19 protein-coding genes are annotated in these 21,917 nt (G+C 70.8%); 6 read left to right on the top strand and 13 right to left on the bottom strand.

Translation table 11 applies throughout. From position 1 onward, the window contains the following. Nucleotides 1-48 precede the first annotated feature (48 nt). Nucleotides 49-1,515 (bottom strand): FHA domain-containing protein, encoded by a 1,467-nt coding sequence (locus IEY87_RS21450; RefSeq protein ID WP_189140509.1) that lies wholly within the window; start codon nucleotides 1,513-1,515, stop codon nucleotides 49-51. 340 nt (nucleotides 1,516-1,855) lie between these two features. Next, a complete protein-coding gene (locus IEY87_RS21445; RefSeq protein WP_225277223.1) occupies nucleotides 1,856-2,992 on the bottom strand; it encodes a site-2 protease family protein in 1,137 nt (378 codons plus the stop codon). A 114-nt stretch (nucleotides 2,993-3,106) separates the two neighbouring features. Here IEY87_RS21445 and IEY87_RS21440 point away from each other — a divergent pair, with 114 nt between their 5' ends. From IEY87_RS21440 to IEY87_RS21430, 3 genes are read left to right on the top strand one after another with little or no spacing between them, the layout of a single operon-like run. Then, nucleotides 3,107-3,967 carry a RecB family exonuclease gene (locus IEY87_RS21440; protein ID WP_189140508.1) on the top strand — a complete coding sequence of 287 codons (861 nt, stop codon included), beginning with the start codon at nucleotides 3,107-3,109 and terminating at the stop codon, nucleotides 3,965-3,967. A 59-nt stretch (nucleotides 3,968-4,026) separates the two neighbouring features. Beyond that, nucleotides 4,027-5,196, top strand: coding sequence for a sensor histidine kinase (locus IEY87_RS21435; RefSeq protein WP_189140507.1), 1,170 nt, complete (start codon nucleotides 4,027-4,029; stop codon nucleotides 5,194-5,196). After that, nucleotides 5,193-5,876 (top strand): response regulator, encoded by a 684-nt coding sequence (locus IEY87_RS21430; RefSeq protein WP_189140506.1) that lies wholly within the window; start codon nucleotides 5,193-5,195, stop codon nucleotides 5,874-5,876. The genes IEY87_RS21435 and IEY87_RS21430 overlap by 4 nt, the downstream gene beginning before the upstream one ends. 34 nt (nucleotides 5,877-5,910) lie before the next feature. Here the strand turns inward: IEY87_RS21430 and IEY87_RS21425 are convergent, their stop codons facing one another. The 8 genes from IEY87_RS21425 to metH all read right to left on the bottom strand — a co-directional run bounded on the left by IEY87_RS21425 (nucleotide 5,911) and on the right by metH (nucleotide 17,255). Continuing rightward, entirely contained in the window at nucleotides 5,911-6,969 is a 1,059-nt protein-coding gene (locus IEY87_RS21425; RefSeq protein WP_372462251.1) for an ABC transporter ATP-binding protein, read from the bottom strand. Further along, on the bottom strand, nucleotides 6,930-7,955 hold the full coding sequence (locus IEY87_RS21420) for an ABC transporter ATP-binding protein (protein WP_189140504.1): 1,026 nt from the start codon (nucleotides 7,953-7,955) through the stop codon (nucleotides 6,930-6,932). The genes IEY87_RS21425 and IEY87_RS21420 overlap by 40 nt, the downstream gene beginning before the upstream one ends. After that, nucleotides 7,952-8,965, bottom strand: a complete 1,014-nt coding sequence (locus IEY87_RS21415) for an ABC transporter permease (RefSeq protein ID WP_189140503.1) — start codon at nucleotides 8,963-8,965, stop codon at nucleotides 7,952-7,954. The genes IEY87_RS21420 and IEY87_RS21415 overlap by 4 nt, the downstream gene beginning before the upstream one ends. An 86-nt stretch (nucleotides 8,966-9,051) precedes the next feature. After that, nucleotides 9,052-10,815, bottom strand: coding sequence for an ABC transporter substrate-binding protein (locus IEY87_RS21410; protein ID WP_189140502.1), 1,764 nt, complete (start codon nucleotides 10,813-10,815; stop codon nucleotides 9,052-9,054). Nucleotides 10,816-10,862: 47 nt separating this feature from the next. Continuing rightward, complete coding sequence (locus IEY87_RS21405; RefSeq protein WP_189140501.1) at nucleotides 10,863-11,855, bottom strand: ABC transporter permease; 993 nt, start codon at nucleotides 11,853-11,855, stop codon at nucleotides 10,863-10,865. A gap of 222 nt (nucleotides 11,856-12,077) precedes the next feature. After that, the gene (locus IEY87_RS21400) at nucleotides 12,078-12,578 is read right to left on the bottom strand and encodes a cellulose synthase (RefSeq protein WP_189140500.1); all 501 of its coding nucleotides are present in this window, start codon (nucleotides 12,576-12,578) and stop codon (nucleotides 12,078-12,080) included. A gap of 359 nt (nucleotides 12,579-12,937) precedes the next feature. Beyond that, the gene (locus tag IEY87_RS21395) at nucleotides 12,938-13,582 is read right to left on the bottom strand and encodes an HAD family hydrolase (RefSeq protein ID WP_189140499.1); all 645 of its coding nucleotides are present in this window, start codon (nucleotides 13,580-13,582) and stop codon (nucleotides 12,938-12,940) included. Nucleotides 13,583-13,793: 211 nt separating this feature from the next. Beyond that, nucleotides 13,794-17,255 (bottom strand): methionine synthase, encoded by a 3,462-nt coding sequence (gene metH, locus IEY87_RS21390; RefSeq protein WP_189140498.1) that lies wholly within the window; start codon nucleotides 17,253-17,255, stop codon nucleotides 13,794-13,796. Nucleotides 17,256-17,402: 147 nt separating this feature from the next. On the opposite strand from metH, the gene IEY87_RS21385 reads away from it, so the two are divergent. Both IEY87_RS21385 and IEY87_RS21380 read left to right on the top strand, forming a co-directional pair. Further along, entirely contained in the window at nucleotides 17,403-18,257 is an 855-nt protein-coding gene (locus IEY87_RS21385; protein ID WP_189140497.1) for a PAC2 family protein, read from the top strand. 72 nt (nucleotides 18,258-18,329) lie between these two features. After that, nucleotides 18,330-18,884 (top strand): hypothetical protein, encoded by a 555-nt coding sequence (locus IEY87_RS21380; protein WP_189140496.1) that lies wholly within the window; start codon nucleotides 18,330-18,332, stop codon nucleotides 18,882-18,884. A 122-nt stretch (nucleotides 18,885-19,006) separates the two neighbouring features. On the opposite strand, the gene IEY87_RS21375 is transcribed toward IEY87_RS21380, so the two are convergent. Both IEY87_RS21375 and IEY87_RS21370 read right to left on the bottom strand, forming a co-directional pair. Further along, nucleotides 19,007-19,702 carry a sirohydrochlorin chelatase gene (locus IEY87_RS21375; protein ID WP_189140495.1) on the bottom strand — a complete coding sequence of 232 codons (696 nt, stop codon included), beginning with the start codon at nucleotides 19,700-19,702 and terminating at the stop codon, nucleotides 19,007-19,009. 87 nt (nucleotides 19,703-19,789) lie between these two features. Continuing rightward, nucleotides 19,790-20,965, bottom strand: coding sequence for a uroporphyrinogen-III synthase (locus IEY87_RS21370; RefSeq protein WP_189140494.1), 1,176 nt, complete (start codon nucleotides 20,963-20,965; stop codon nucleotides 19,790-19,792). Between the two features lie 230 nt (nucleotides 20,966-21,195). Between IEY87_RS21370 and IEY87_RS21365 the strand changes: the two genes are divergently transcribed. Next, nucleotides 21,196-21,678, top strand: a complete 483-nt coding sequence (locus IEY87_RS21365) for a peptide deformylase (protein ID WP_189140493.1) — start codon at nucleotides 21,196-21,198, stop codon at nucleotides 21,676-21,678. Here IEY87_RS21365 and IEY87_RS21360 read toward each other — a convergent pair. Beyond that, entirely contained in the window at nucleotides 21,614-21,895 is a 282-nt protein-coding gene (locus tag IEY87_RS21360) for a WhiB family transcriptional regulator (protein ID WP_372462254.1), read from the bottom strand. The genes IEY87_RS21365 and IEY87_RS21360 overlap by 65 nt on opposite strands. Nucleotides 21,896-21,917 lie beyond the last annotated feature (22 nt).

Here is a 21,917-nt window from a genome sequence, read left to right as displayed (position 1 = left end):
CCCGAGCGGAGGGACGGTCGCCGCGGCCCCCGCGGGGGTGCGGGCCGGTCAGCCGCGGTGTGCCTCGAAGCGGAGGGTACGGGAGACGCCCACGCGCACGGTGGTGCCGGGCGCGATGGTCACGGGCTCGTTGGGCGGGATGTCGTAGAAGTTGGGGTCGCCGGGCGGCTGGATCTGGGTGCCGTTGACGGAGCCGAGGTCCACCAGGTTGACGTCCCAGCCGTCCAGCGCCACCCGCAGGTGCCTGCGGGAGACCGACCCGTCGGGGCTGGTGACCTTGGCGGGGCGGGCGGTGCCACCCGCCACCTCGGGGGCCCGCTCGGGGTCGCGGCCCAGCAGGTAGTCGCTGTCCAGCGGCAGCGCCGTGCCGTCGTCCAGGACGAGGACGCCGAGCGGCGGGCGCGGCCCCTTGTAGGGGACGAGCGTGCGCTGGACCAGGGCGATACCGCACACCGCGCAGTAGGGCGCGCGCGGATCGTTGAAGTGGTCGTTCTTGCAGTCGACCCCGTAGACCAGCGGCCGGTCGCCGTGGTCCTGCTGCTCCTGCGGCGGGGGCCCCTGCTCGAAGTGCTCCTGCGGCGGCGGCCCCAGGAGCGGCGGCGGGCCCTGCTCGAAGTGGTCCTGCGGCGGTCCCAGGCGCGGCGGGCCGGGGTCGAAGTGATCCTGCGACTGCCCCTGGTGCGGCGGCGGGCCCGGGTCGAAGGGGTCCTGCGACGGCGGCCCCATGGGCTGGTCGTAGGGCTCGGGGACCGTGCCGTTGCCCAAGGGGGCGGGCTCGTCATAGGAGGGGAAGGAGACCGGCTCCGGCTGCCCCGGGGGCTGCTCCAGCACGGGCGGCGGCGGGAACTGGGGGCCGGAGGACGGCTGCCGCATGGGCGGCTGCTGGTCGGCTCCGGACATCGGGTAGGGGGGCGCCTGGGCCGGCTGCGGCGACGGCCGGCTCGGCGGCTCGGCGCGCTGCGGCAGCAGGTCGGGCTCGAGGTGGTAGGCCGTGTTGGGCATCTCGGCGGTGAACGGCCTGGACGGGCCGGCGGAGACCTGCTCGCCGAGCTCGGCGGCGACGCCGCCGCCGTGCACGATGCCGCCGCCGTCGAAGCGGACGGCGGGGTGTGCCTGGCCGGCGCCGGGCAGGCTCAGCTCCACGCTCTCGACGGGGCCGCCGATGAGCCGGTCGGCCCAGGTGAGGGAGTCGCTGCCGGCCAGCCGGGTCTGGCCCGCGGCGGTGTTGATCGTGGCCGAGGCGGAGCCGCTCACCAGGACGGCCACGCCGTCGCCGACGGGGCCGGCCACGGCGCAGGTGGCGGGGTCACGCGCCATGTTGGCGGCGAGCACCTGGGCGGCCCGGCGGGCCAGGGCCCTGCCGTCGCCTCCGGAGGCGGCCGTCTCGCGCAGCGCCTCGAGCAGGCCGGTGCCCGCGGTCTCGTCCGCGTCGCACACCAGCAGCAGCCCGCCTTCGTAGGCGACCAGCCCGTTGCCGGGAAGCGGGCGCACCGCTCGGAAGCCCTGGTCCGTCATGAGTCCTCCCTCATGACCGTGCTGCGCTCATCGGTGCCCTCGCTGCGCTCGGTCACTCAACTCTCCTCCCCGGAAGCCTGGCGATGTGGCGGCACCCGCACCGCCGTGCCGGCCCAGCCATACGCATACCCAGACGACGGAACGGTGTCGCGGCCGCACCGTCTCGATTCGGTGAACCAGCGGGCCACGGCAAACCCCCCACCTGTGCAAGGTTGGCCAAACAGCACACTATCGGCCAGAGGTCACATCTTCGAATCGCCGGGGGCGTGAGCGGGCCGCAACGTCCTGATCACTGGACATGACATTAGCCGGGGTCAGCCGCTTAGACGAGTGGGACAAATCAGACGCCGGTGAAGACCCGGTTGACGTCGGCGGTGGCCAGCACCCCGTAAATCTCGCCGCCCTGCTCCACCAGGAGGTATTCGCCGGCCGGCGCCTCGCGCATGGCGTCGATCAGCGGCTCACCCACCAGGTCGGCGCCGAGCACCAGGGACGGCTCCAGGGACTTGGCCATGGAGCCCACGTTCACCCAGGGGCGGCGGTGCTCGGGGGTGGCCTGCACGGCCGACTCGTTGACGATGGCGAGGGGCCGGCCGTCGTGGTCCACCACGACCAGGGCGCCCGCCCCGCTCTGGGCGGCCTGCCGCAGCGCCTCGGCCAGCGGCGTCTCGGCCGTCACCGGGATCGCCCTGCGGGCCAGGTTACGTGCGTTGACCTGCGGAATCCTGGCGCGGACGCGGGCGACGCGGAGCGACTGGGTGGCACCCATCCAGATGAAGGAGGCCAGCACGAGCGGCCAGATCAGGTCGCGGTAGTCGACGTCCCGCCCAGTCGACATCGCCATGGCGAAGGGGGCCGCGATGAGCAGCACGGCGAGCACCCGGCCGCCCCAGGCGGCGGCGACGGTGCCGGTGCCGGGGTTGCCGCTGAGCTTCCACACCCCGGCCCGCAGCATCCGGCCGCCGTCCAGCGGCAGGCCGGGCAGCAGGTTGAAGACGCCGACGATGAGGTTGGCGACCCACAGCTGCCAGATCAGCACCTCTGGGATGCCGCCGCCGTTGATGAGGAAGACGTCGGCGAGCCAGCCGACGCCGGCCAGGCCGAGCGAGAGCAGCGGCCCCGCGGCGGCCACCATGAACTCCTTGGCGGGCGTCGGCGGCTCCTTCTCGATCTCCGACACGCCGCCGAGAAGGTAGAGGGTGATCCGGCGGACCGGCAGCCCGTAGGCCTTGGCCAGGACACTGTGCGCCAGCTCGTGCAGCAGCACCGACAGGTACAGCAGCACCGCGAAGGCGAACGCGACGGCGTAGGCGGCGGCGGAGGAGAGCTCGGGCAGCATGGCGCGCACGGTGTCGCCGAACAGCCAGGTGATGAAGGCCGCGACGATGAACCAGGTCCATGACACGTAGACGGGGATGCCGAAAGGTCTGCCCATCCGGATACCGGAGAACTCCTGTCGGGGGCTCTGCTCGCTCACCGCGCTCCTTGCCGTTCACCAGTGCCTGTCGCTGCCTTGATGCTACGCGCCGGAGGGAGTGATCCCGGACTCGCGAGCCCGGTTATGTCGGGCCGGTGACCTAGAGTGCGGTGCATGACGTTGACCGATCCGGTGATCATCGGAGCCCTCTCCCCGTCCCGGGCGGGCGACTTCATGACCTGCCCGTTGCTCTACCGGTTCCGGGTGATCGACCAGTTGCCGGAGAAGCCCTCCCCGGCGGCGGTGCGCGGCACAGTGGTGCACGCGGTGCTGGAGCGGCTCTACGACCTGCCCGCTCCGCGCCGTTCGGTGGAGGCGGCGCTGGGGCTGCTGGAGCCGCAGTGGGAGCGGCTGCTGGCCGAGGAGCCGGCCTACGCGGAGATGTTCGCCGACGACGCCGAGCGGGCCGAGTGGCTCACGCAGGCGCGCGGGATGCTGGAGCGTTACTTCACGCTGGAGGACCCGACCCGGCTGGAGCCGGCCGAGCGGGAGCTCTACGTGCAGGCGGTGCTCGACGGCGGGCTGATGCTGCGCGGCTATGTGGACCGCCTGGACGTGGCGCCGACCGGTGAGGTGCGGGTGGTCGACTACAAGACGGGCAGCGCGCCGGGGCCGGACTTCGAGGCCAAGGCGCTGTTCCAGATGAAGTTCTACGCGCTGGTGCTGTGGCGGCTGCGCGGCGAGGTGCCCCGGCTGTTGCAGCTGGTCTATCTGGGCGGCCGCGGCGAGGTGCTGCGGTACGCCCCCGACGAGGCCGATCTGCTGGCGACCGAGCGCAAGGTGCGGGCGCTGTGGACGGCGATCGAGCGGGCGCTGGAGACGGGCGAGTGGCGGGCCAGGCCGAGCCGCCTGTGCGACTGGTGTGACCATCAGGCGCTCTGCCCGGAGTTCGGCGGCACTCCCCCGCCGGTGCCGGCCCGGCAGCCGGGTGACACGGTCCGCAGCAACCGGCGCGCGGCGACCGACGAGCTGTAGCCGCGTTCTCCTCCTTGGGTAGGAGGTTTCGGGCTTTCACCTGGGCCTACAGTGAAGCGGTGCGCGCAGACCGGACCACGTTCCATGACTCGGTCCTGGCGGTGCTGGTGGCCGCGGTCTCCGTGGTGCTGTTCCTGGGCCGGGACGGCGGGCGGCTGGAGCCACCGGGCCTGTTCGCCGGCCGGGCCCCTGACGCGGTGGGCGTCACCCTCGTGCTGCTGATGTGCGTGCCGGTGGCCGTGCGCAGGCGCTGGCCGCTGGCCGGGCTGTGCGCGAGCCTGGTGTCCGCGACGCTGCTGTCCGCCCTCGGCTACGGCGTGGGGCTGGCGGGCGTCGCGGTGGTGGTGCTGCTGTACGCGGTGGCGTCCTATCGCGGGCTGGCGGCGGCGCTGGGCGGGCTGCTGCTGTCGCTGGTCGTCTACGGGGTGGGCGCGGCGGCCGGCCCTCTCACCACGACCCGCTGGAGCGATCATGTGGCGGTGCTCGTGGTGCTGGTGGCCGTCTGGGGCGGCGGGCGGAGCCTGCGGCTGCGCCGCGCCTACCTGGAGGAGCTGCGGGACCGGGCCGCCCGCCTGGAGCGGGCGCGCGCGGCCGACACCCGGGCGGCCAGGGCGGAGGAGCGTACGCGGATCGCCCGCGAGCTGCACGACGTCGTCGCCCACCACGTGAGCGTGATGACGGTGCAGGCGGCGGCGGCGCGCAAGGTGCTGGCCACCGATCCGGAGTCGGCGAGTGAGGCGCTGTCGGCGATCGAGTCGACGGGCCGCACGGCGATGGCGGAGATGCGCGACATCGTCGGCGTGCTGCGGGCGGACGCCCGTGCCGAGCTGACGCCGCAGCCGGGCCTGCGGGACCTGCCGGCGCTGGTGGAGCAGATGCGCGAGGCCGGGCTGAGCACCACGCTGTCGGTGGAGGGCGCGGCGCGGCGGGTGCCCGCCGGGGTGGACCTGGCCGCCTACCGCCTGGTCCAGGAGGGTCTGACGAACTCCCTGCGGCACGCGGGCGCGGGCGCGCGGTCCGAGGTGACCGTGCGGCACGGGCGGGACGAGCTCGAGGTGCGGGTGGAGGACGACGGGCTGGGCGCGGCCGCCTCGCCGCGGCGGCCGGGCCATGGTCTGGTGGGCATTCGCGAGAGAGTCGCCCTCTATGGTGGAATCCTGACCATCGGCCCGAAAGCCGGAGGCGGTTTCAAGGTGCGGGCGAGGTTCCCGTTGAAGGACGGACAATGACCATCAGAGTGCTGCTGGTCGACGACCAGCCGCTGCTGCGTACGGGGTTCCGCCTGATCCTGGAGGCCGAGCCCGACATCACGGTCGTGGGCCAGGCGGGCGACGGCCAGGTGGCGCAGGAGCAGACGAGGGCGCTGCTGCCCGACGTGGTGCTCATGGACATCCGGATGCCGGGGGTCGACGGCATCGAGGCGACCCGCAGGATCGTGCGGGAGGCGGCGCCGAGCGCGCACGTGCCGAAGGTGCTGGTGCTGACGACCTTCGACCTGGACGAGTACATCGTGGAGGCGCTGCGGGCCGGCGCGTCCGGGTTCCTGCTCAAGGACGTGCCGCCCGACGAGCTGGTGCAGGCGATCAGGGTGGTGGCGGCGGGTGACGCGATCGTGTCGCCGAGCGTGACCCGGCGGCTGCTCGACCGGTTCGCGGCCAGGCTGCCGTCGGCCTACGCGCAGACCACGCCCGTCCGGCTGGACCGGCTCACCGAGCGGGAGCTGGAGGTGCTGCGGCTGATCGCCAAGGGCATGTCCAACGCGGAGATCGCGGCCAAGCTGGTGGTGAGCGAGACCACGGTCAAGACGCACGTGGGCAACGTGCTGACCAAGCTGGGGCTGCGCGACCGGGTGCAGGCAGTGGTGCTGGCCTACGAGACCGGCCTGATCACCCCGGGCGCCCTGTCCTGAGCCGACGGGCCAGGACAGGGCCGGGTGGGTCACCTCACGCCTTGGTGGCGTCCTCTGCGGTGGCGGCGACGGGCGCGTTCTCCGGGAAGTGACAGGCGACGCGGTGGCCGCCGGCCAGCTCCTCGAGCGGCGGCTCGACGGTCTTGCAGATCTCCTGGGCCTTCCAGCAGCGGGTGTGGAAGCGGCACGCGGGAGGCGGGTTGAGCGGGCTCGGCACGTCGCCGGTGAGGCGGATCCGGTCGCGGTCCCTGCGCGCCTTGGGGTCCGGCACCGGCACCGCCGACAGCAGCGCGTTGGTGTACGGATGCATGGGCGCGGTGTAGAGGCGCTTACGGTCGGCGATCTCCACGATCTTGCCGAGGTACATGACGGCCACTCTGTCGCTGATGTGGCGCACCACCGACAGGTCGTGGGCGATGACCACGTACGTCAGGTCGAGCTCGTTCTGCAGGTCTTCGAGCAGGTTCACGACCTGGGCCTGGATCGACACGTCGAGCGCGGAGACCGGCTCGTCGGCGATGATCAGCTTCGGCTTGAGCGCCAGGGTGCGGGCGATGCCGATGCGCTGCCGCTGCCCGCCGGAGAACTCGTGCGGGTAGCGGTTGTAGTGCTCTGGGTTGAGGCCGACCATCTCCAGAATGTCCTGTACGGCCTTCTTGGTGCCGTTCTCGGTCTTCACGCCCTGGATGCGGAACGGGGCGCCGACGATGGCGCCGACGGTGTGCCGCGGGTTGAGCGACGAGTAGGGGTCCTGGAAGATCATCTGCATGTCGCGGCGGAGCGGGCGCAGCTTGCCCTGACCCATGTGGGTGATGTCGCGGCCCTCGAAGACGACCTTGCCGCCGGTGGGCTCCAGCAGCCTGGTCACCAGCCGGCCGGTGGTGGACTTGCCGCAGCCCGACTCGCCCACCAGGCCGAGCGTCTCGCCCTTGAACACGTCGAAGCTGATCCCGTCGACCGCCTTGACGGCGCCGACCTCCCGCTTGAGGAGGCCTTTGGTGACGGGGAAGTGCTTCTCGAGGTTCTGTACCGAAAGAAGCGGCTCGTTCTCGCTCACTGGGTCTCCAGCACTGGCTTGATCTCGGTCTCCCACAGCGTCCGCCGTTCGGTCCTGCCCATGTGGCAGCGCACCAGGTGCCCGCGCTCGGTCGGGGCCAGGTCCGGCACCTCGGTGGAGGAGCGGCCGTCGGTGCGGTCGGCGTACGGGCAGCGGGGATGGAAGGCGCAGCCCGGGGGCACGTTGATGAGGGACGGCGGGGAGCCCTTGATCGGCAGCAGCCGTTCGGTGCGCTCCCGGTCGAGGCGGGGCATGGAGCTGAGCAGGCCCCAGGTGTAGGGGTGCTCGGGCTGGTAGAAGATGTCGTCGGCCTTGCCGTACTCGATGCACTTGCCGCCGTACATGACCAGGATGTCGTCCGACAGCTCCGCCACGACGCCGAGGTCGTGCGTGATGACGATCAGCGCGGAGTTGAACTCGCGCTGAAGGTCGCGCATCAGGTCGAGGATCTGTGCCTGTACGGTCACGTCGAGCGCGGTGGTGGGCTCGTCGGCGATGAGCAGCTCGGGGTCGCACGACAGCGCCATGGCGATCATGGCGCGCTGGCGCATGCCGCCGGAGAACTCGTGCGGGTAGCTGTCGACGCGCTTGGCCGGCTCGGGGATCCCGACGCGGCCGAGCAGGTCGACCGCGTGCTTGCGCGCCACCTGCTTGCTCACGTCGTGGTGGATCCGGTAGGCCTCGATGATCTGGTGGCCGACGGTGTAGTAGGGGTGCATCGAGGACAGCGGATCCTGGAAGATCATCGCCATCTTCTTGCCGCGCAGGCCGCGCACCGCCTCGGCCGAGGCGCCGACGAGCTCCTCGCCGTCGAGCCAGATCTCACCGGAGATCTTGGCCCGGCCGCCCTTGTGCAGGCCGAGGATGCCGAGGCTGGTCACGCTCTTGCCGGAGCCGGACTCGCCGACGATGCCGAGGGTCTGGCCGCGCTCGAGGCTGAAGGTCAGGCCGTCGACGGCTCTGACGAGCCCGTCGTCGGTGGGGAAATGGATCCGCAGATCCTTGACGTCCAGGAAGCTCACGACAACCTCACCCTCGGGTCGACCACCGCGTAGAGGAGGTCGACGACGAAACTCGCGACCACCACGAAGCCGGCGGCGAACAGGACCACGCCCATGACCTGCGGCAGGTCCTGGTTTCTGATGGCCAGGATGGCGAACTGGCCGAGTCCGGGCAGAGTATAGGTCGTCTCCGTCAGGATGGCTCCGCCGATCAGCAGGCCGAAGTCGATGCCGAACAGGGTGAGAATCGGGGTCAGCGCGGCGCGCAGCCCATGTTTGACCACGACCTCGCGTTCGCGCAGGCCCTTGGCGCGCGCGGTGCGGATGTAGTCCTCACCCATGGTCTCCAGCATGCCCGCGCGGGTGAGCCTGGCGTAGGTCGCCGCGAACAGGAACGCCAGCGTGATCCACGGCAGCAGCAGGTTGTAAGCCCATTGGGCGGGGTTCTCCGTCAGGTCGGTCCACGCGCCGCCCGGCGGGGTCCAGCCGAGGCCGTAGCTGAAGACGACCAGGGAGACCATGCCGGTGAAGAAGATCGGCAGCGACACCCCGGCGAGCGCGGTGCCCATGGACAGCCGGTCGAAGAAGCTGCCGCGCCGCAGCGCGGAGAGCACGCCGACGGACACGCCGAAGACCACCCAGAGGAGGGCCGCCCCGATGGCCAGGGAGAAGGTCACCGGCATGCGGTCGAGCAGGTCCGGCCAGACGGGCTGGCCGCTGATGAAGGAGTAGCCCAGGCAGGGCGCCGGGCACTGCTCGACGCCGGCTCCGTAGTCGTACTCGGCACCGACGAAGATGCCCTTGAGGAACCGGCCGTACTGCACGACGATCGGGTCGTTGAAGCCCAGTCGCTCGGCGACCAGGTGCACCGTCTCAGGAGTGGCCGCGCGGCCGACATACCGCGAGGCGAGAGCCTCCGGGGTGGAACCGGCCCACTGCGGCACCACGAAGAAGATGCCGAAGGTGACCATGCTGATGACGATCAGCATGGCGAAAGCGCCGATGAGTCGTCTGATGATGTATGTGAGCACCGCTACCGGCCGGATGGCCTGCCCGTCGCCGGGCAGGCCATCCCTGCCTTCACCTGCCTTCGCTTAGATCCCCGAATATCGCCTGGTCACTCGACGCCGAGCATGATGTAGTCGTACATGCTCTGACCCTCGTTGTAGGCGACGTTCGTCACGCCCTGGCCGCGCAGCAGCAGCGCCTTGGCCCAGACGACCGGGAGGAGGGAGGCGTCCTCCATGACGGCCTTGTCGACGTCGACCCACAGCTTGTTGCGGGCGGTTGTGTCGAGCTCACCCGAGGCCTGGTCGATCAGGCCGTCGACCTTGTCGCTCTTGACGCTCAGGTTGTAGTTACCGGCGTCACGGATGGTGCGGCTGTCGACGATGGCCTGCATGAAGCCGTAGCCGTCAGGCCAGTCGGAGCCCCAGCCGTGGGTGGCCAGGCCGATGCCGTTCTTCTTGACGTACGCGGTGTTGCCGGCGTAGTCGGAGAAGTAGCTGGAGGCCGGGAAGCCCTTGAGCGTGAGCTTGATGCCCACCTTGGACAGCGCCTGCTCCATGGCCTCGGCCAGCGCCTTCTCACGCGGGCGGTCGGCACGGAAGGTCATCGTGGTGGAGAAGCCGTTGGGCTGGCCACAGGCGGTGAGCGCCTCCTTGGCCTTGGTGGTGTCGCCCTTGTTGCCCTCGGACGGGTAGGTGTCGAACTTCTCCTGGCCGACGATGGGCGGCGGCATCACGTTGGTGGCGATCTCGCCGCCGGCGACCTCGCCTCCGTAGGCGGTCTGGTTGGCGACGCGGTCCGCGGCGTACATCACGGCCTTGCGGCAGTCGACGTTGTCCAGGGGCGGGTTGTCCGGGATGACGGAGATGTACCAGAGCCTGGGGATGGTCGGGTTGTCCGTACGCGCCTTCAGGGCCGGGTCCGGCAGGACCTTGCCCAGCGCGGCCGGCTGCAGACCGGTGCCCGGGATGTCGAGGTGGATGTCTCCGGAGATGAGCTGGTTGTCCAGGTCGTCGGCGTTGACGTTGAGCTGGACCTCGATGCGGTCCGGCAGCGCGGGACGGTTCGGGTCGGTCGCCGGGTCCCACTGGTCGTTGCGGACCAGCGCGAACTTCTTACCGATCTCGTTCGTCTCGAACTTGTACGGCCCGGAGGAGATGATCTTCTCACGGTACTTCGCGCCGGTGTCCTTGTCCTTGGGCACCGGAGCGGTCATCGGCATCTGGACGATGTAGTCCATGGACGCGAACGGCTTCTTCAGGTGGAAGACGACCGTCGTGTCGTCCGTCGCCTCGACGGCCGACTTGTAGTCGACGTCAGGGGTCTTGTAGACGCCCTTGAAGTCCTTCGGCCAGTCCAGCAGCTCGTTCAGGTAGGACGGGCCGTGCGGGAAGGTCTCCTTGTCGAAGGTCCTGGCCACCGCGTAGGCGACGTCCTTCGCCCCGATCGGCGTGCCGTCCTCGTACTTCAGACCAGGCTTGATCTTGTACGTCCAGGTCTTGCCCTCGTCGCTCGGCTCACCCAGCGACTCGGCGAGGTCAGGGATGACCGTGTTGCCGTCAGGGCCGGGACCCGGCTTGTACATCGTCAGCGTCCGCCAGTAGAACCGGCCGAAGTTGAACGAGTAGCCGTAGTAGGTGTCGCCCGGGTCGAGGCTGTCCCAGTCGGCGGAGTGGGCGGCCTTGAGGGTGCCGCCCTTCTTGGTCGAGGGGTTGAACACCTCGGTCAGCGCGGCGTTCGCCACGGGTTGCGCGGCGGCGCCCGAAGCGGACTGGGCCGGCTGGGTTGTGCCGCCCCCTCCGCCGCCACAGGCGGAGAGCACCAAGGCGAGTGCCGCTGTCGCGGCCGCCGCCAGTGCGGATTTCCTTTTCATTCACTACCCCTTGTTAGTGGAGATGGGGATGGAGCATGGGCGAAGGGTCAGTGCGCCCGCGGGTCGAAGGCGTCCCTCAGCCCGTCGCCGAACAGGTTGAAGGCCAGAACCGTGACGAAGATCGCCAGACCGGGGAAGATCACGAAGTGCGGCAGCGTGTAGAAGCGCACCGCCTCCGAGAGCATGCCACCCCAGGTGGGGGTGGGCGGGTTGATGCCGACGCCGAGGAACGACAGCGCCGCCTCGAACAGAATGTTGGCCGGGATCAGCAGCGTCGCGTAGACCAGGATCGGCGCGATCAGGTTCGGCAGGATCTCACGGAACAGGATGTAGCCGTTGCGGGCGCCCAGGCTCCGCGCCGCGTCGACGAACTCGCGCTCGCGCAGGGACAGGGTCTGGCCGCGGACGATGCGGCCGATGCTGGGCCAGCTGAAGAAGCCGATGATGAAGATCAGCATCGCGATGCGCAGCCCGTTGCCCTCCAGGCCGAACCCCTTGTCGGGGACGACGCCGGCCAGCGCGATCGCGAAGACCAGCAGCGGGAAGGCGAGGAAGACGTCCATCAGGCGGCCGATGACCTGGTCGACCCAGCCGCCGAAGTAGCCGGCGACGACGCCCATCACGGTGCCGATGAGCACCGACACGAGCGTGGCCAGGAAGCCGATCAGCAACGAGATGCCGGCGCCGGCCACGATCCGGCTGAAGATGTCACGGCCGTTGACGGGCTCGACGCCGAGCAGGTATTCGGAGCCCATGCCGCCGAAGTCGCCCTTGGGCAGCAACGTGGATGAGTCGATCATGTCCTGGTGGAACTCCAGCGGCGGATGCCCGAACAGCGCGATGATCGGTGTCGCGAAGACGGCCACCAGAACCAGCAGGAGCACGGTGATCCCGCCGGTCAGCGCGACCTTGTCCCGGCGCAGCCGCATCCAGGCGATCCCGGTGAGGGATCGTCCCTGGACGGCCTGCCCCGCTCCCGTGAGCACGACCTCCGGCTGCGCTTCGGAAGCCGAACCGGAAACGTCTAGCGGTGCGGTCATGCCGGATTGCCCCCTGATTTCAGACGACGTTGTCTGTGCGTTCTTGATACAGACCGCTCGTCGCGACCTCAGGAGGCAGGATCTATGCCCTGAGCTGCGCTGACTAGTCCCTAGGGCAGCTATGTGGCTCAACTGTGATTGTCGCGAAACTCATTCGTATCGATCTTGCGGAGTTTGTCTGGGACCAGTCTCGGTTACGTCCCGGAACTGTGACACAGCGGGCTAACTGATGCCCCGCTTCTTGAGGAGATCTTCGATGTCGGAGAAGTCGTCGTCGGCGCTCTTCTTCTTCGACTCGACCGCCGGCTTGGCCGCCGCCGGCCGCGCCGCCGGAGCTTGCCGGCCCGCGGGCGCCTGCCGGCCCGCAGGGGCCTCGGCCGCCGCCTCGCCGGCCTTCTTGCCGCCGCCCGCCTTGGCCAGCTTGCGCCCCCGCAGCACACCGGACACCACGAACAGCACCACCGACAGCCCGGCCACGGCCACGCCCGCCCACACCAGCGGGTTGAATACCAGGCTCGTCACGAAACCCACGAGGGTCGAGCCGATGGTCCACAGCGCCTGCAGCGCGTTCGTCAGATAGGCGGCCAGCGGCAGCAACGCCCACGCGGCCACCCGCATCCCGGATGCCGCGCCCCGGCGCCGGAACGCCATGAAGCTCAGCACCAGCCCGGCCACGGTCAGTCCCACGCACAGCGGGAACCATGCGATCTGGTCAAAAGGCATTCGGGGCCACCCTCCGTCTTCGGCTACCCCTCCATCCTGGCACGCGATATGGCGCGTGCTCCTCCTCCGCGAGAACCACCCGTCCCCTAGGGGAAGACCAGACCATCCCGTACGGGCCCGCCTGCGACCGAGGTCACCGTACGGCGCCCATCACTGACAGTGAGCGACGGCACCCGACGGGCACGACCGCGGGACCGGGCGGGAGCGGAAGCAAGCGGGAGCGAAGGACCGGGAGCGGAAGGAGCGGGCTGGCGCGGAAGCAGGCGGGAGCGAAGGGACCGGGAGGGGAAAGGATCGGGAGCGGAAGGAGCGGGCGGGCGCGGGAGCCGGCGGGAGCGAGGGCTGGGCGGGCGCGGGCGTCAGGCGGAGATGTGGGCGCGCAGGGTGGAGACGGTGACCTCGGTGAGGGATGAGACGACGAGGCGGCCTGGCACCGCCTGGATGGGCAGGAGGCTGGGGACGGCCACCACCGCGCAGCCCGCCGCCGTGGCCGCGGCCACCCCGGTGGGCGAATCCTCCAGCACCACGCTGCGGACCGGCCGTACGCCGAGCAGGCGGGCGGCCGTCAGGTAGGGCTCCGGGTCAGGCTTGGGCCGGAGCACGTCGCCGGCCGTGACAATGGCGTCGAAGCGATCCCTGCCGACGCTCTTGAGCACCGCGTCGGCGATGTCCGGCAGGGACGAGGTGACCAGCGCCACCGGCACGCCCTCGTCCCGCAGCGCGTCGAGCAGCTCGCCCGCGCCCGGCATCACCTGGACGCCTCCCGCCAGCCGCGACACCATGCCGGTGATCATCGAATCGCGCACCCGCTCCGGGGCGACCGAGGAGCCGGACACGGTGAGCATGTAGTCGACGGTCCGCTCCATGGACCCGCCGACCAGGTGCGTCTGGTGCTCCAGCGTCCACTGCCCGCCGAGCTCCGCCATCACCTCGGTCTCGACCTCCAGCCACACCTTCTCGGTGTCGACCAGAAGCCCGTCCATGTCGAAGAAGACCGCTTCCATACATCCCCCTACCGAATCGTCCATGACCCTGCGCACCACGCACTACCCGCCCGGCAACCGAGCACCGATAGGGAACGCCCGTGACCACCACCACCCGCCCGACCACCGAGCACCGGACGGAAACCCCCGTGACCTCCACCACCCGCCCGACCGGCGAGCGCCGGACGGGAACCGCCCGCAGGCCCCGGTCACCCGACCGGGGCGAGCGGGGTCAGACGTTGAAGTATTTGGCCTCGGGGTGGTGGACGATGAGGGCGGAGGTGGCCTGCTCGGGGTGGAGCTGGAACTCCTCCGACAGGGTGACCCCGATCCGCTCCGGGTCGAGCAGCTGGAAGAGCTGCCGCTGGTCCTCCAGGTTGGGGCAGGCCGGGTAGCCGAAGGAGTAACGGCAGCCCTGGATGTTGACCTTGAGCATGTCGTCGAGCGACTCGTCGCCGCCGATCCCCCACTCCGACCGGGTCCGCGCGTGCCAGTATTCGGCCAGCGCCTCGGTGAGCTGCACCGACAGGCCGTGCAGCTCAAGGTAGTCGCGGTAGGCGTCCTTGGCGAACAGCTCGGCGGTGGCCTCGGAAATCTTGCTGCCCATGGTGGCCACCTGGAAGCCGACCACGTCGACCTCGCCGGTGTCCTTGCCGCGGAAGAAGTCCGACAGGCACAGGTGCCGGTCGCGGCGCTGGCGCGGGAAGGTGAAGCGGGTGCGCTCGTCGCCGGCCTCGTCGAGGATGATGAGCGAGTCGCCGTCGGCGACGCACGGGAAGTAGCCGTAGACGACGGCCGCCTCCAGCAGCCCCTCGGTCTGCATCCGCTGCAGCCACATGCGCAGCCGGGGGCGGCCCTCGCTCTCGACGAGCTCTTCGTAGCCGGGGCCGTCGCCACCCCTGGTCGGCTTGAGCCCCCACTGGCCCAGGAACAGCGCCCGCTCGTCCAGGAAGGCCGCGTAGTCGTTCAGCGGGATGCCCTTGACGATGCGGTCGCCGTGGAAGGGCGGCCGCGGCACCCGGTTGTCGGCGGCCACGTCGGAGCGGGACGGCAGCTCCTCGACCGGGGTGCGGGTCAGCACGGCGCCGGCCTTGACGCGGCGTTCGCGCAGCGGCGGCAGCTTGGCGCCCTCGACGCCGCGCTTGACGGCCATGAAGGCGTCCATCAGGCGCAGCCCCTCGAAGGCGTCGCGGGCGTAGCGGACCTCGCCGGTGAACACCTCGGCCAGGTCCTGCTCGACGTAGGCGCGGGTGAGGGCGGCGCCGCCGAGCAGCACCGGGTAGTCGGACATGCCCCTGGAGTTCATCTCCTCCAGGTTCTCCTTCATCACGACGGTCGACTTGACCAGCAGGCCGGACATGCCGATGACGTCGGCCTTCTGCTCCTCGGCCGCCTCCAGGATGGTGGACACAGGCTGCTTGATGCCGAGGTTGACCACCTGGTAGCCGTTGTTGGACAGGATGATGTCGACGAGGTTCTTGCCGATGTCGTGCACGTCGCCCTTGACGGTGGCCAGCACGATGCGGCCCTTGGTCTCACCATCGACCCGGTCCATGTAGGGCTCCAGGTAGGCGACGGCGGTCTTCATCACCTCGGCCGACTGCAGCACGAACGGCAGCTGCATCTGGCCGGAGCCGAACAGCTCGCCGACCGTCTTCATGCCGTCGAGCAGCACCTCGTTGATGATCTCCAGGGCGGGGCGCTGGGCGAGCGCGTCGTCCAGGTCGGTTTCGAGGCCCTTCTTCTCACCGTCGATGATGCGCCGCTTGAGCCGCTCCCACAGAGGCAGCGCGGCCAGCTCCTCGGCCTTGCCGGCCCGCACCGCCGCCGCGTCGACGCCCTCGAACAGGTCCATGAACCGCTGCAGCGGGTCGTAGCCCTCGCGGCGCCGGTCGTAGACCATGTCGAGCGCGACCTGGCGCTGCTCGTCGGGGATGCGCGCCATCGGGACGATCTTGGAAGCGTGCACGATGGCGGAGTCGAGGCCGGCGTTGACGCACTCGTTGAGGAAGACGGAGTTGAGCACCACGCGGGCGGCCGGGTTGAGGCCGAAGCTGATGTTGGACAGGCCCAGGGTGGTCTGCACCGCCGGGTAGCGGCGCTTGAGCTCGCGGATGGCCTCGATGGTCTCCAGGCCGTCGCGCCTGGTCTCCTCCTGGCCGGTGGCGATGGGGAAGGTGAGGCAGTCGACGATGATGTCCTCGACCCGCATGCCCCAGTTGCCGATGAGGTCCTCGATGAGGCGGGAGGCGACGCGCACCTTCCAGTCGGCGGTGCGGGCCTGGCCCTCCTCGTCGATGGTCAGCGCGACGACGGCGGCGCCGTGCTCGCGTACGAGCCTCATGATCTTCTGGAACCGGGAGTCGGGGCCGGCGCCGTCCTCGTAGTTGACGGAGTTGACGACCGCGCGCCCGCCGAGCATCTCCAGCCCGGCCCGCAGGACCTCGGGCTCGGTCGAGTCCAGCATGATCGGCAGCGTGGAGGCGGTGGCCAGGCGGAAGGCCAGCTCCTTCATGTCGGCGACGCCGTCACGGCCGACGTAGTCGATGCACAGGTCGAGCATGTGGGCGCCGTCGCGGGCCTGGTCGCGGGCGGTCTCCACGCAGTCGTCCCAGCGGCCCTCCAGCATGGCCGACTTGAACGCCTTGGAGCCGTTGGTGTTGCAGCGCTCGCCGATCGCCAGGTAGGAGGTGTCCTGGCGGAACGGGATGGTCTGGTAGAGGGAGGACGCGCCGGGCTCCGGGTGCGGGCGGCGGACCACGGGCTGCCGCTCACGCACCCGCTCGACCACTTGGCGCATGTGCTCGGGGGTGGTGCCGCAGCAGCCGCCGACCAGGGACAGGCCGTAGTCGCGGGTGAAGGTGTCGTGCGCGCCGGCCAGCTCCTCGGCGCTGAGCGGGTAGTAGGCGCCGTCGGAGGTCAGCACCGGCAGGCCGGCGTTGGGCATGCACGACAGCTTCAGGCGCGAGTGGCGGGCGAGGTAGCGCAGGTGCTCGCTCATCTCGGTGGGGCCGGTGGCGCAGTTGAGGCCGAGCACGTCGACGCCGAGCGGCTCGATCGCGGTGAGCGCGGCGCCGATCTCGGAGCCGAGCAGCATCGCGCCGTTGGTCTCGATCGTCACCTGGGCGATGATCGGCACGTCCCGGCCGGCCGCCTCGATGGCCCGCTTGGCGCCGATGACGGCGGCCTTGACCTGAAGGAGGTCCTGGCAGGTCTCGATGATGAGCGCGTCGGCGCCGCCCGCGATCAGGCCGGCGGCGTTGTCGCGGTAGGCGTCACGCAGGCTCTGGTAGGGCAGGTGGCCGAGGGTGGGCAGCTTGGTGCCGGGGCCCATCGAGCCGAGCACGTAGCGGGGCTGCTCCGGCGTGGCCCAGTGGTCGGCCCGCTCGCGCGCGATCCGCGCGCCCGCCTCGGAGTATTCGAAGACCTTGGCGCCGATGTCGTATTCCGCCAGGGCGGCCAGGTTGGCGCCGAAGGTGTTGGTCTCCACGCAGTCGACGCCCACCGCGAAGTAGGCGTCGTGGACGCCCTGCACGATGTCGGGCCGCGTGACGTTGAGCACTTCGTTGCAGCCCTCGTGGCCTTCGAAGTCGTCGAGCGTCGGGTCCTGGGCCTGAAGCATCGTCCCCATCGCGCCGTCGGCGACGATCACGCGCTGGGACAATACTTCACGGAAGGACGTGGGCAGGCTCATGCGGCAAGCTTATCGGCTGCCCCGAGGCCATCCGGCGACGCCCGCTACGCCGCCGGCGCCGGGTGTGCGCGGATCGCGGTCACCACGTGACACGAGTACCACCTCACCGCATAGGCTTAGCGTGATGGTTGAGACAGGAGGCGACACGTGATCGAGCTCGAAGGGCTCCCCGAGCTCGTCGACCCGGTGCTCATTGCCGCGTTCGAGGGGTGGAACGACGCGGGCGAGGCCTCGAGCGGTGTGATCGCCCATCTCGAGTCCGCCTGGAAGGCCGAGCCGCTGGCCCAGCTCGACCCGGACGACTACTACGACTTCCAGGTCACCCGTCCGCTCGTGGAGATGGGCGAGGGCCTGACGCGGTCGATCATCTGGCCGACCACGCGGCTGCTCCACGCCCGCCCGCCGGGTGTCGAGCGGGACGTGGTGCTGCTGCGCGGCATCGAGCCCAACATGCGGTGGCGGTCGTTCTGCGCCGACATCGTGGCGGTCTGCCGTGAGCTGGGCGTCGAGTTCGCGGTGATGCTGGGCGCGCTGCTCAACGACTCGCCGCACACTCGCCCGGTGCCGATCCTGGGCAGTGCCACCGACGAGGCCCTGGCGCGTTCGACCCATCTGGAGCTCAGCCGTTACGAGGGCCCGACGGGCATCGTGGGGGTGCTGCAGCACGCCTTCGGCGAGGCCGATCTCGACGCCATCACGCTGTGGGCGTCGGTGCCGCACTATGTGGCCCAGCCGCCCAACCCCAAGGCCACGCTGGCGCTGCTGCGCCGGATGGAGGATCTGCTGGAGATCCCGATGCCGCTGGGCGAGCTGGACGAGGAGGCTCGCGCCTGGGAGCTGGGGGTGGACGAGCTGGCCTCACAGGACACCGAGGTGGCCGAGTACGTCAAGGAGCTGGAGGAGCGCAAGGACGCTGCCGAGCTGCCCGAGGCCAGTGGCGACGCGATCGCCGCCGAGTTCGAGCGCTACCTGAGGCGCCGGGACCGCGACACCGACGGCTGACCTGACAAATACCCAAAGGCAGCAATTGGGTTCATACTTAGGTTTTACGTGTCTGCGCACGTTAGGCGGATCATGTCGACTTCCCCCGGTGACCCGCACCACACCAGCCAGGACACCAGGCGACGCGTGCTCCAGATGGCCGTCCCGCTCAGGGAGAACCGCGTCGACGGCTCGGTCGACCACTTCCTCGCCCTGCTCCAGGACCGGCTCCCGCTCTGGATGCGGATTCTCAACGAGCTGACGCACCGCGCCGGCAAGGGCCGGGTGCCGGACAATCTGGTCCCGGTGGCGCGGGCGGGCATCGACTACTACCTGGACGTGCAGTCGGCGGCGCTGCCCGCGTTCACCTCCCCCTCGGTCCGGGTCCGCTTCCGGCAGGCGCTCAGGGACAACGGTCTCGGTCCACCGACGGAGGTCAGGCCGCTGGCCGCCTACCTGACGGCCGAGCAGCGGCTCGGCCGGGTCGTGCCACGGGTGGATCCGGAGGCGAGCGCCCGGCTGCTGCTGGCGGGCTGCTTCCACCATGCCTACATCGAGATGTTCGTGGGCGCCGACGCGGGCCCCACGCGCGACGCGGGCGCCGAGGAGATCGTCCGCGAACTGCGCCTGGAGCCCGTTCCCGGCTGAAGGACCGGCCTTTGGGACCGGCCTTTGGGACCGGCCTCAGGGACGGGTTAGAAGACCGGCTTGGGGACCGACTGGGTCAAGGACCGGCGAGAAGACCGGCTTGGAGATCGGTTGGGAGAGCGCTAGGAGATGAGCCTGGTGGCGAGTCGCCTGGCTTGGTCGTAGCGGTGCCAGACCAGGGCCGCCACGTCGGGGTCGGCGCCGAGGGGGACGCTGACCAGGTCGGCGCCCGCCGCGGCCAGGCGGGAGTGGAAGTGGCCGGGCGCCAGCAGGTAGGAGGCGACGGCCACCCGGGTGGCCGGTCCCGAGCGCAGCCGGTCCATGGCCTGCTCCAGGGTCGGCGTGCCCGCCGAGGCGAACGCGGCCGTGACCGGGCGGGCCAGGCGTAGGGCGAGCAGGTGCGCGGCGGCGCGTACGTCGTCCAGCCCGGCCGGGTCGGAGGAGCCCGCGGCGCCCAGGATGACGGCGTCGGTGGGGCGCAGGCCCGAGCGTGCCAGCGCACGGGCCAGCGCTGCTGTGAGGAGCCGGTGCGGTCCGAGCTTGGGGGCGATGAGCGCGTCGGGGCGGTGCTCGGCGATGATCTCCGGCAGGTCGATGTGGACGTGGTAACCGCCCGCGAGCAGCAGCGGGACCACGACGACCGGCCCGGGGACGGCGGGCAGCACCTGCGCCAGCAGCGGTGAGCTGATCTCCAGGTAGCTCAGCTCGACGCGGTGCCCGGGGCGGTCCCGCCTGACGGCTTCGGCCAGCGCGGCCAGGGTCCGCTCCCCCTGCTCACTCCTGGTGCCGTGGGCGGCCAGCACGAGGGTAGGCGTCACGGGGCCACCTCATAACCGTAGGCGGCAAACACGAGGGGAAGTGTCACGGGGCCACCTTGTAGCCGTAGGTGCAGGCCAGGGTGGGCGTCACGGGGTGGCCTCGTAGCCGTAGGTGCAGGCCAGGCGGTAGCCGCGTTTGACGACCGTCTCGACGATCCCGGAGGCGCCGAGGGCGCGGCGCAGGCGGGTGATGGCCATCTCGACGGCGTGCTCGGCGGTGTCCCTGGCGAGGCTGCCGGGCAGCACCGTACGCAGGTCGGCGCGGGACACGACGTGGCCGGGCTTGTCGGCCAGGCGTTTGAGCACCGACATCGGGGCGGGCGGGAGCGGGCGGAGCTCGCCGTCGACCACCACGGCGTGGCCGCGGATCTCCAGCCGGTGCCCGCCCGCGTCCAGGCGGGTGACGGAGTGCTCGGGCAGGTGCCGGGCCAGCGCCCGCGCCAGGGCGCCGAGCCGGGCGCGGTCGGGCTGGAGCGTGGGCACGCCGCGCGCGTCCAGCGGGGCGGCCGTGACCGGGCCGACGCAGGCGGCCACCACGGACCCGGAGAAGGCGGCGACCAGCGCGTCCTCCACGCCTTCTGCGCGGGCCGCGCCGAGCATGGCGTGGACGGCGGGCGCGCTGGTGAAGGCGACCGCGTCGACCGCGCCCGAGATGGTCTGGGTGATCAGTCGGCGCAGCGGTGACGGGTCGCGGTACGGCAGCCACCGGTAGACCGGGATCTCGATCACCTCGGCCCCCGCCTCCCGCAGGGCGGCGACGAACTCGGTCAGCGGCTCGCCGTGCAGCTGCACCGCGATACGGCGGCCACGCAGGTCCTGGGCGAGGAGATACTGCTTGACCTCCTCGCACGATTCGGTGGCGGGGGTCCAGTGGTCGGTCAGCCCGGCGGCGCGCACGGCTCCCCTGGCCTTGGGCCCGCGGGCGAGCAGGCGGGCCCCGGCCAGGTGGTCGGCCAGGTCGCCGGACAGGCCCCAGCCTTCGGCCGCCGCCATCCAGCCGCGAAAGCCCACGCCTGTGGTGATCACCACGTCGTCGACGGGGCGTTCCAGGCTGTGCCGGGTGGCGGCGAGCAGGTCGGTGTCCTCGGCGAGCGGCACCAGCCGGATCGCTGGGGCGCTCAGCACGCGGGCGCCGCGGCGTTCGAGCAGCGCGCCGAACTCCTCTCGCCGCCTGGTGGCGGTGACGCCGACGGTGAAGCCCGCCAGGGCGTCGGGCGCGGTCTCCGGTGAGGAGGCGGCGCCCTCGATGGGATGCGCGCTCATGCGAACTCCTCGTCAAGGGGGATGCCTGGCCGGGCCCCGAGCACTCGGCCAGGCATCACAGGCACGTGAGCCGGTAGTGAGATCACGCACCTGATAGTGCGTTCGGGGGGTTTCCGGGTTGGGTCCCTGTTGTTACCGCTGTGCTACAAGCCAGATCCCGCATGGTTGGCGAGCCCTTCCGGCGGGAAACCACTCCGGTGTCCGGCGGGTGATCGATCGGGGAGTCGCGGGTGACAGAGCCCATCCGAAGGTTCGACGATCCGGTGCTGCGCGCTGTCGCGGCGCCGGTGCGGGACTTCGATCGTGAGCTGCGCAGGCTGGTCAAGTCGCTGACGCTGACGATGCGCGCCGGCGCGGGCCGGGCCGGGCTGGCCGCACCCCAGCTGGGGGTGCCGCTGCGGGTGCTGGTCTACGCCTACGACGGCGCGTCCGGCCATCTGGTCAATCCGCGGCTGGAGCTGTCGCCGAGGCGGATCACGGCCGACGAGGCGTGCCTGTCGGCGCCCGGTGTGTGGTGGCCCCTGGAACGTTCCTACATGGTCACGGCGCGTGGCCGGGACATGTTCGGCAAGTCCGTGACCGTGCGCGCGCTGGGCGTGCTGGCCAGGGTGCTGCAGCACGAGGCCGACCATCTCGACGGCGTGCTGTTCAGCGACCACCTCGAAGCGAGCGAGCGGGAACGTTTCCTGGCGGCGGCATTGCCCTCGGAATGAGGGACCGGCGCTGTTCGGGATCGGTTCCGCCCCAGACGCCGTGGGTCTGGCCGCTGCTGACGGCGTAGTCCAGGCAGGGCCGGCGCACCGGGCAGCCCCGGCACACGGCCTTGGCGCGTTCGACCTGAGAGTGGCCGGCGCCCTGCAGCGAGATCGGAAAGAAGAGCTCTGGGTCCAGGTCGAGGCAGGCGGCGCTGCGCGACCATTCCAGCTTCATCACCATGGTCCGCGCCTACCCA

Source organism: Nonomuraea glycinis (genome assembly GCF_014646515.1).
Classification (GTDB): Bacteria; Actinomycetota; Actinomycetes; order Streptosporangiales; family Streptosporangiaceae; genus Nonomuraea; species Nonomuraea glycinis.
The sequence above is the reverse complement of the archived record's forward strand: the minus strand, read 5'-3'. Positions and strand labels throughout refer to the sequence as shown.

Coding starts and splice junctions, on each gene's coding strand:
- metH (WP_189140498.1), bottom strand. CDS start 17,255: ATGAGCCTGCCCACGTCCTTCCGTGAAGTATTGTCCCAGCGCGTGATC.
- IEY87_RS21405 (WP_189140501.1), bottom strand. CDS start 11,855: ATGACCGCACCGCTAGACGTTTCCGGTTCGGCTTCCGAAGCGCAGCCG.
- IEY87_RS21450 (WP_189140509.1), bottom strand. CDS start 1,515: ATGACGGACCAGGGCTTCCGAGCGGTGCGCCCGCTTCCCGGCAACGGG.
- IEY87_RS21395 (WP_189140499.1), bottom strand. CDS start 13,582: ATGGAAGCGGTCTTCTTCGACATGGACGGGCTTCTGGTCGACACCGAG.
- IEY87_RS21430 (WP_189140506.1), top strand. CDS start 5,193: ATGACCATCAGAGTGCTGCTGGTCGACGACCAGCCGCTGCTGCGTACG.
- IEY87_RS21360 (WP_372462254.1), bottom strand. CDS start 21,895: ATGAAGCTGGAATGGTCGCGCAGCGCCGCCTGCCTCGACCTGGACCCA.
- IEY87_RS21400 (WP_189140500.1), bottom strand. CDS start 12,578: ATGCCTTTTGACCAGATCGCATGGTTCCCGCTGTGCGTGGGACTGACC.
- IEY87_RS21370 (WP_189140494.1), bottom strand. CDS start 20,965: ATGAGCGCGCATCCCATCGAGGGCGCCGCCTCCTCACCGGAGACCGCG.
- IEY87_RS21380 (WP_189140496.1), top strand. CDS start 18,330: ATGTCGACTTCCCCCGGTGACCCGCACCACACCAGCCAGGACACCAGG.
- IEY87_RS21410 (WP_189140502.1), bottom strand. CDS start 10,815: ATGAAAAGGAAATCCGCACTGGCGGCGGCCGCGACAGCGGCACTCGCC.
- IEY87_RS21440 (WP_189140508.1), top strand. CDS start 3,107: ATGACGTTGACCGATCCGGTGATCATCGGAGCCCTCTCCCCGTCCCGG.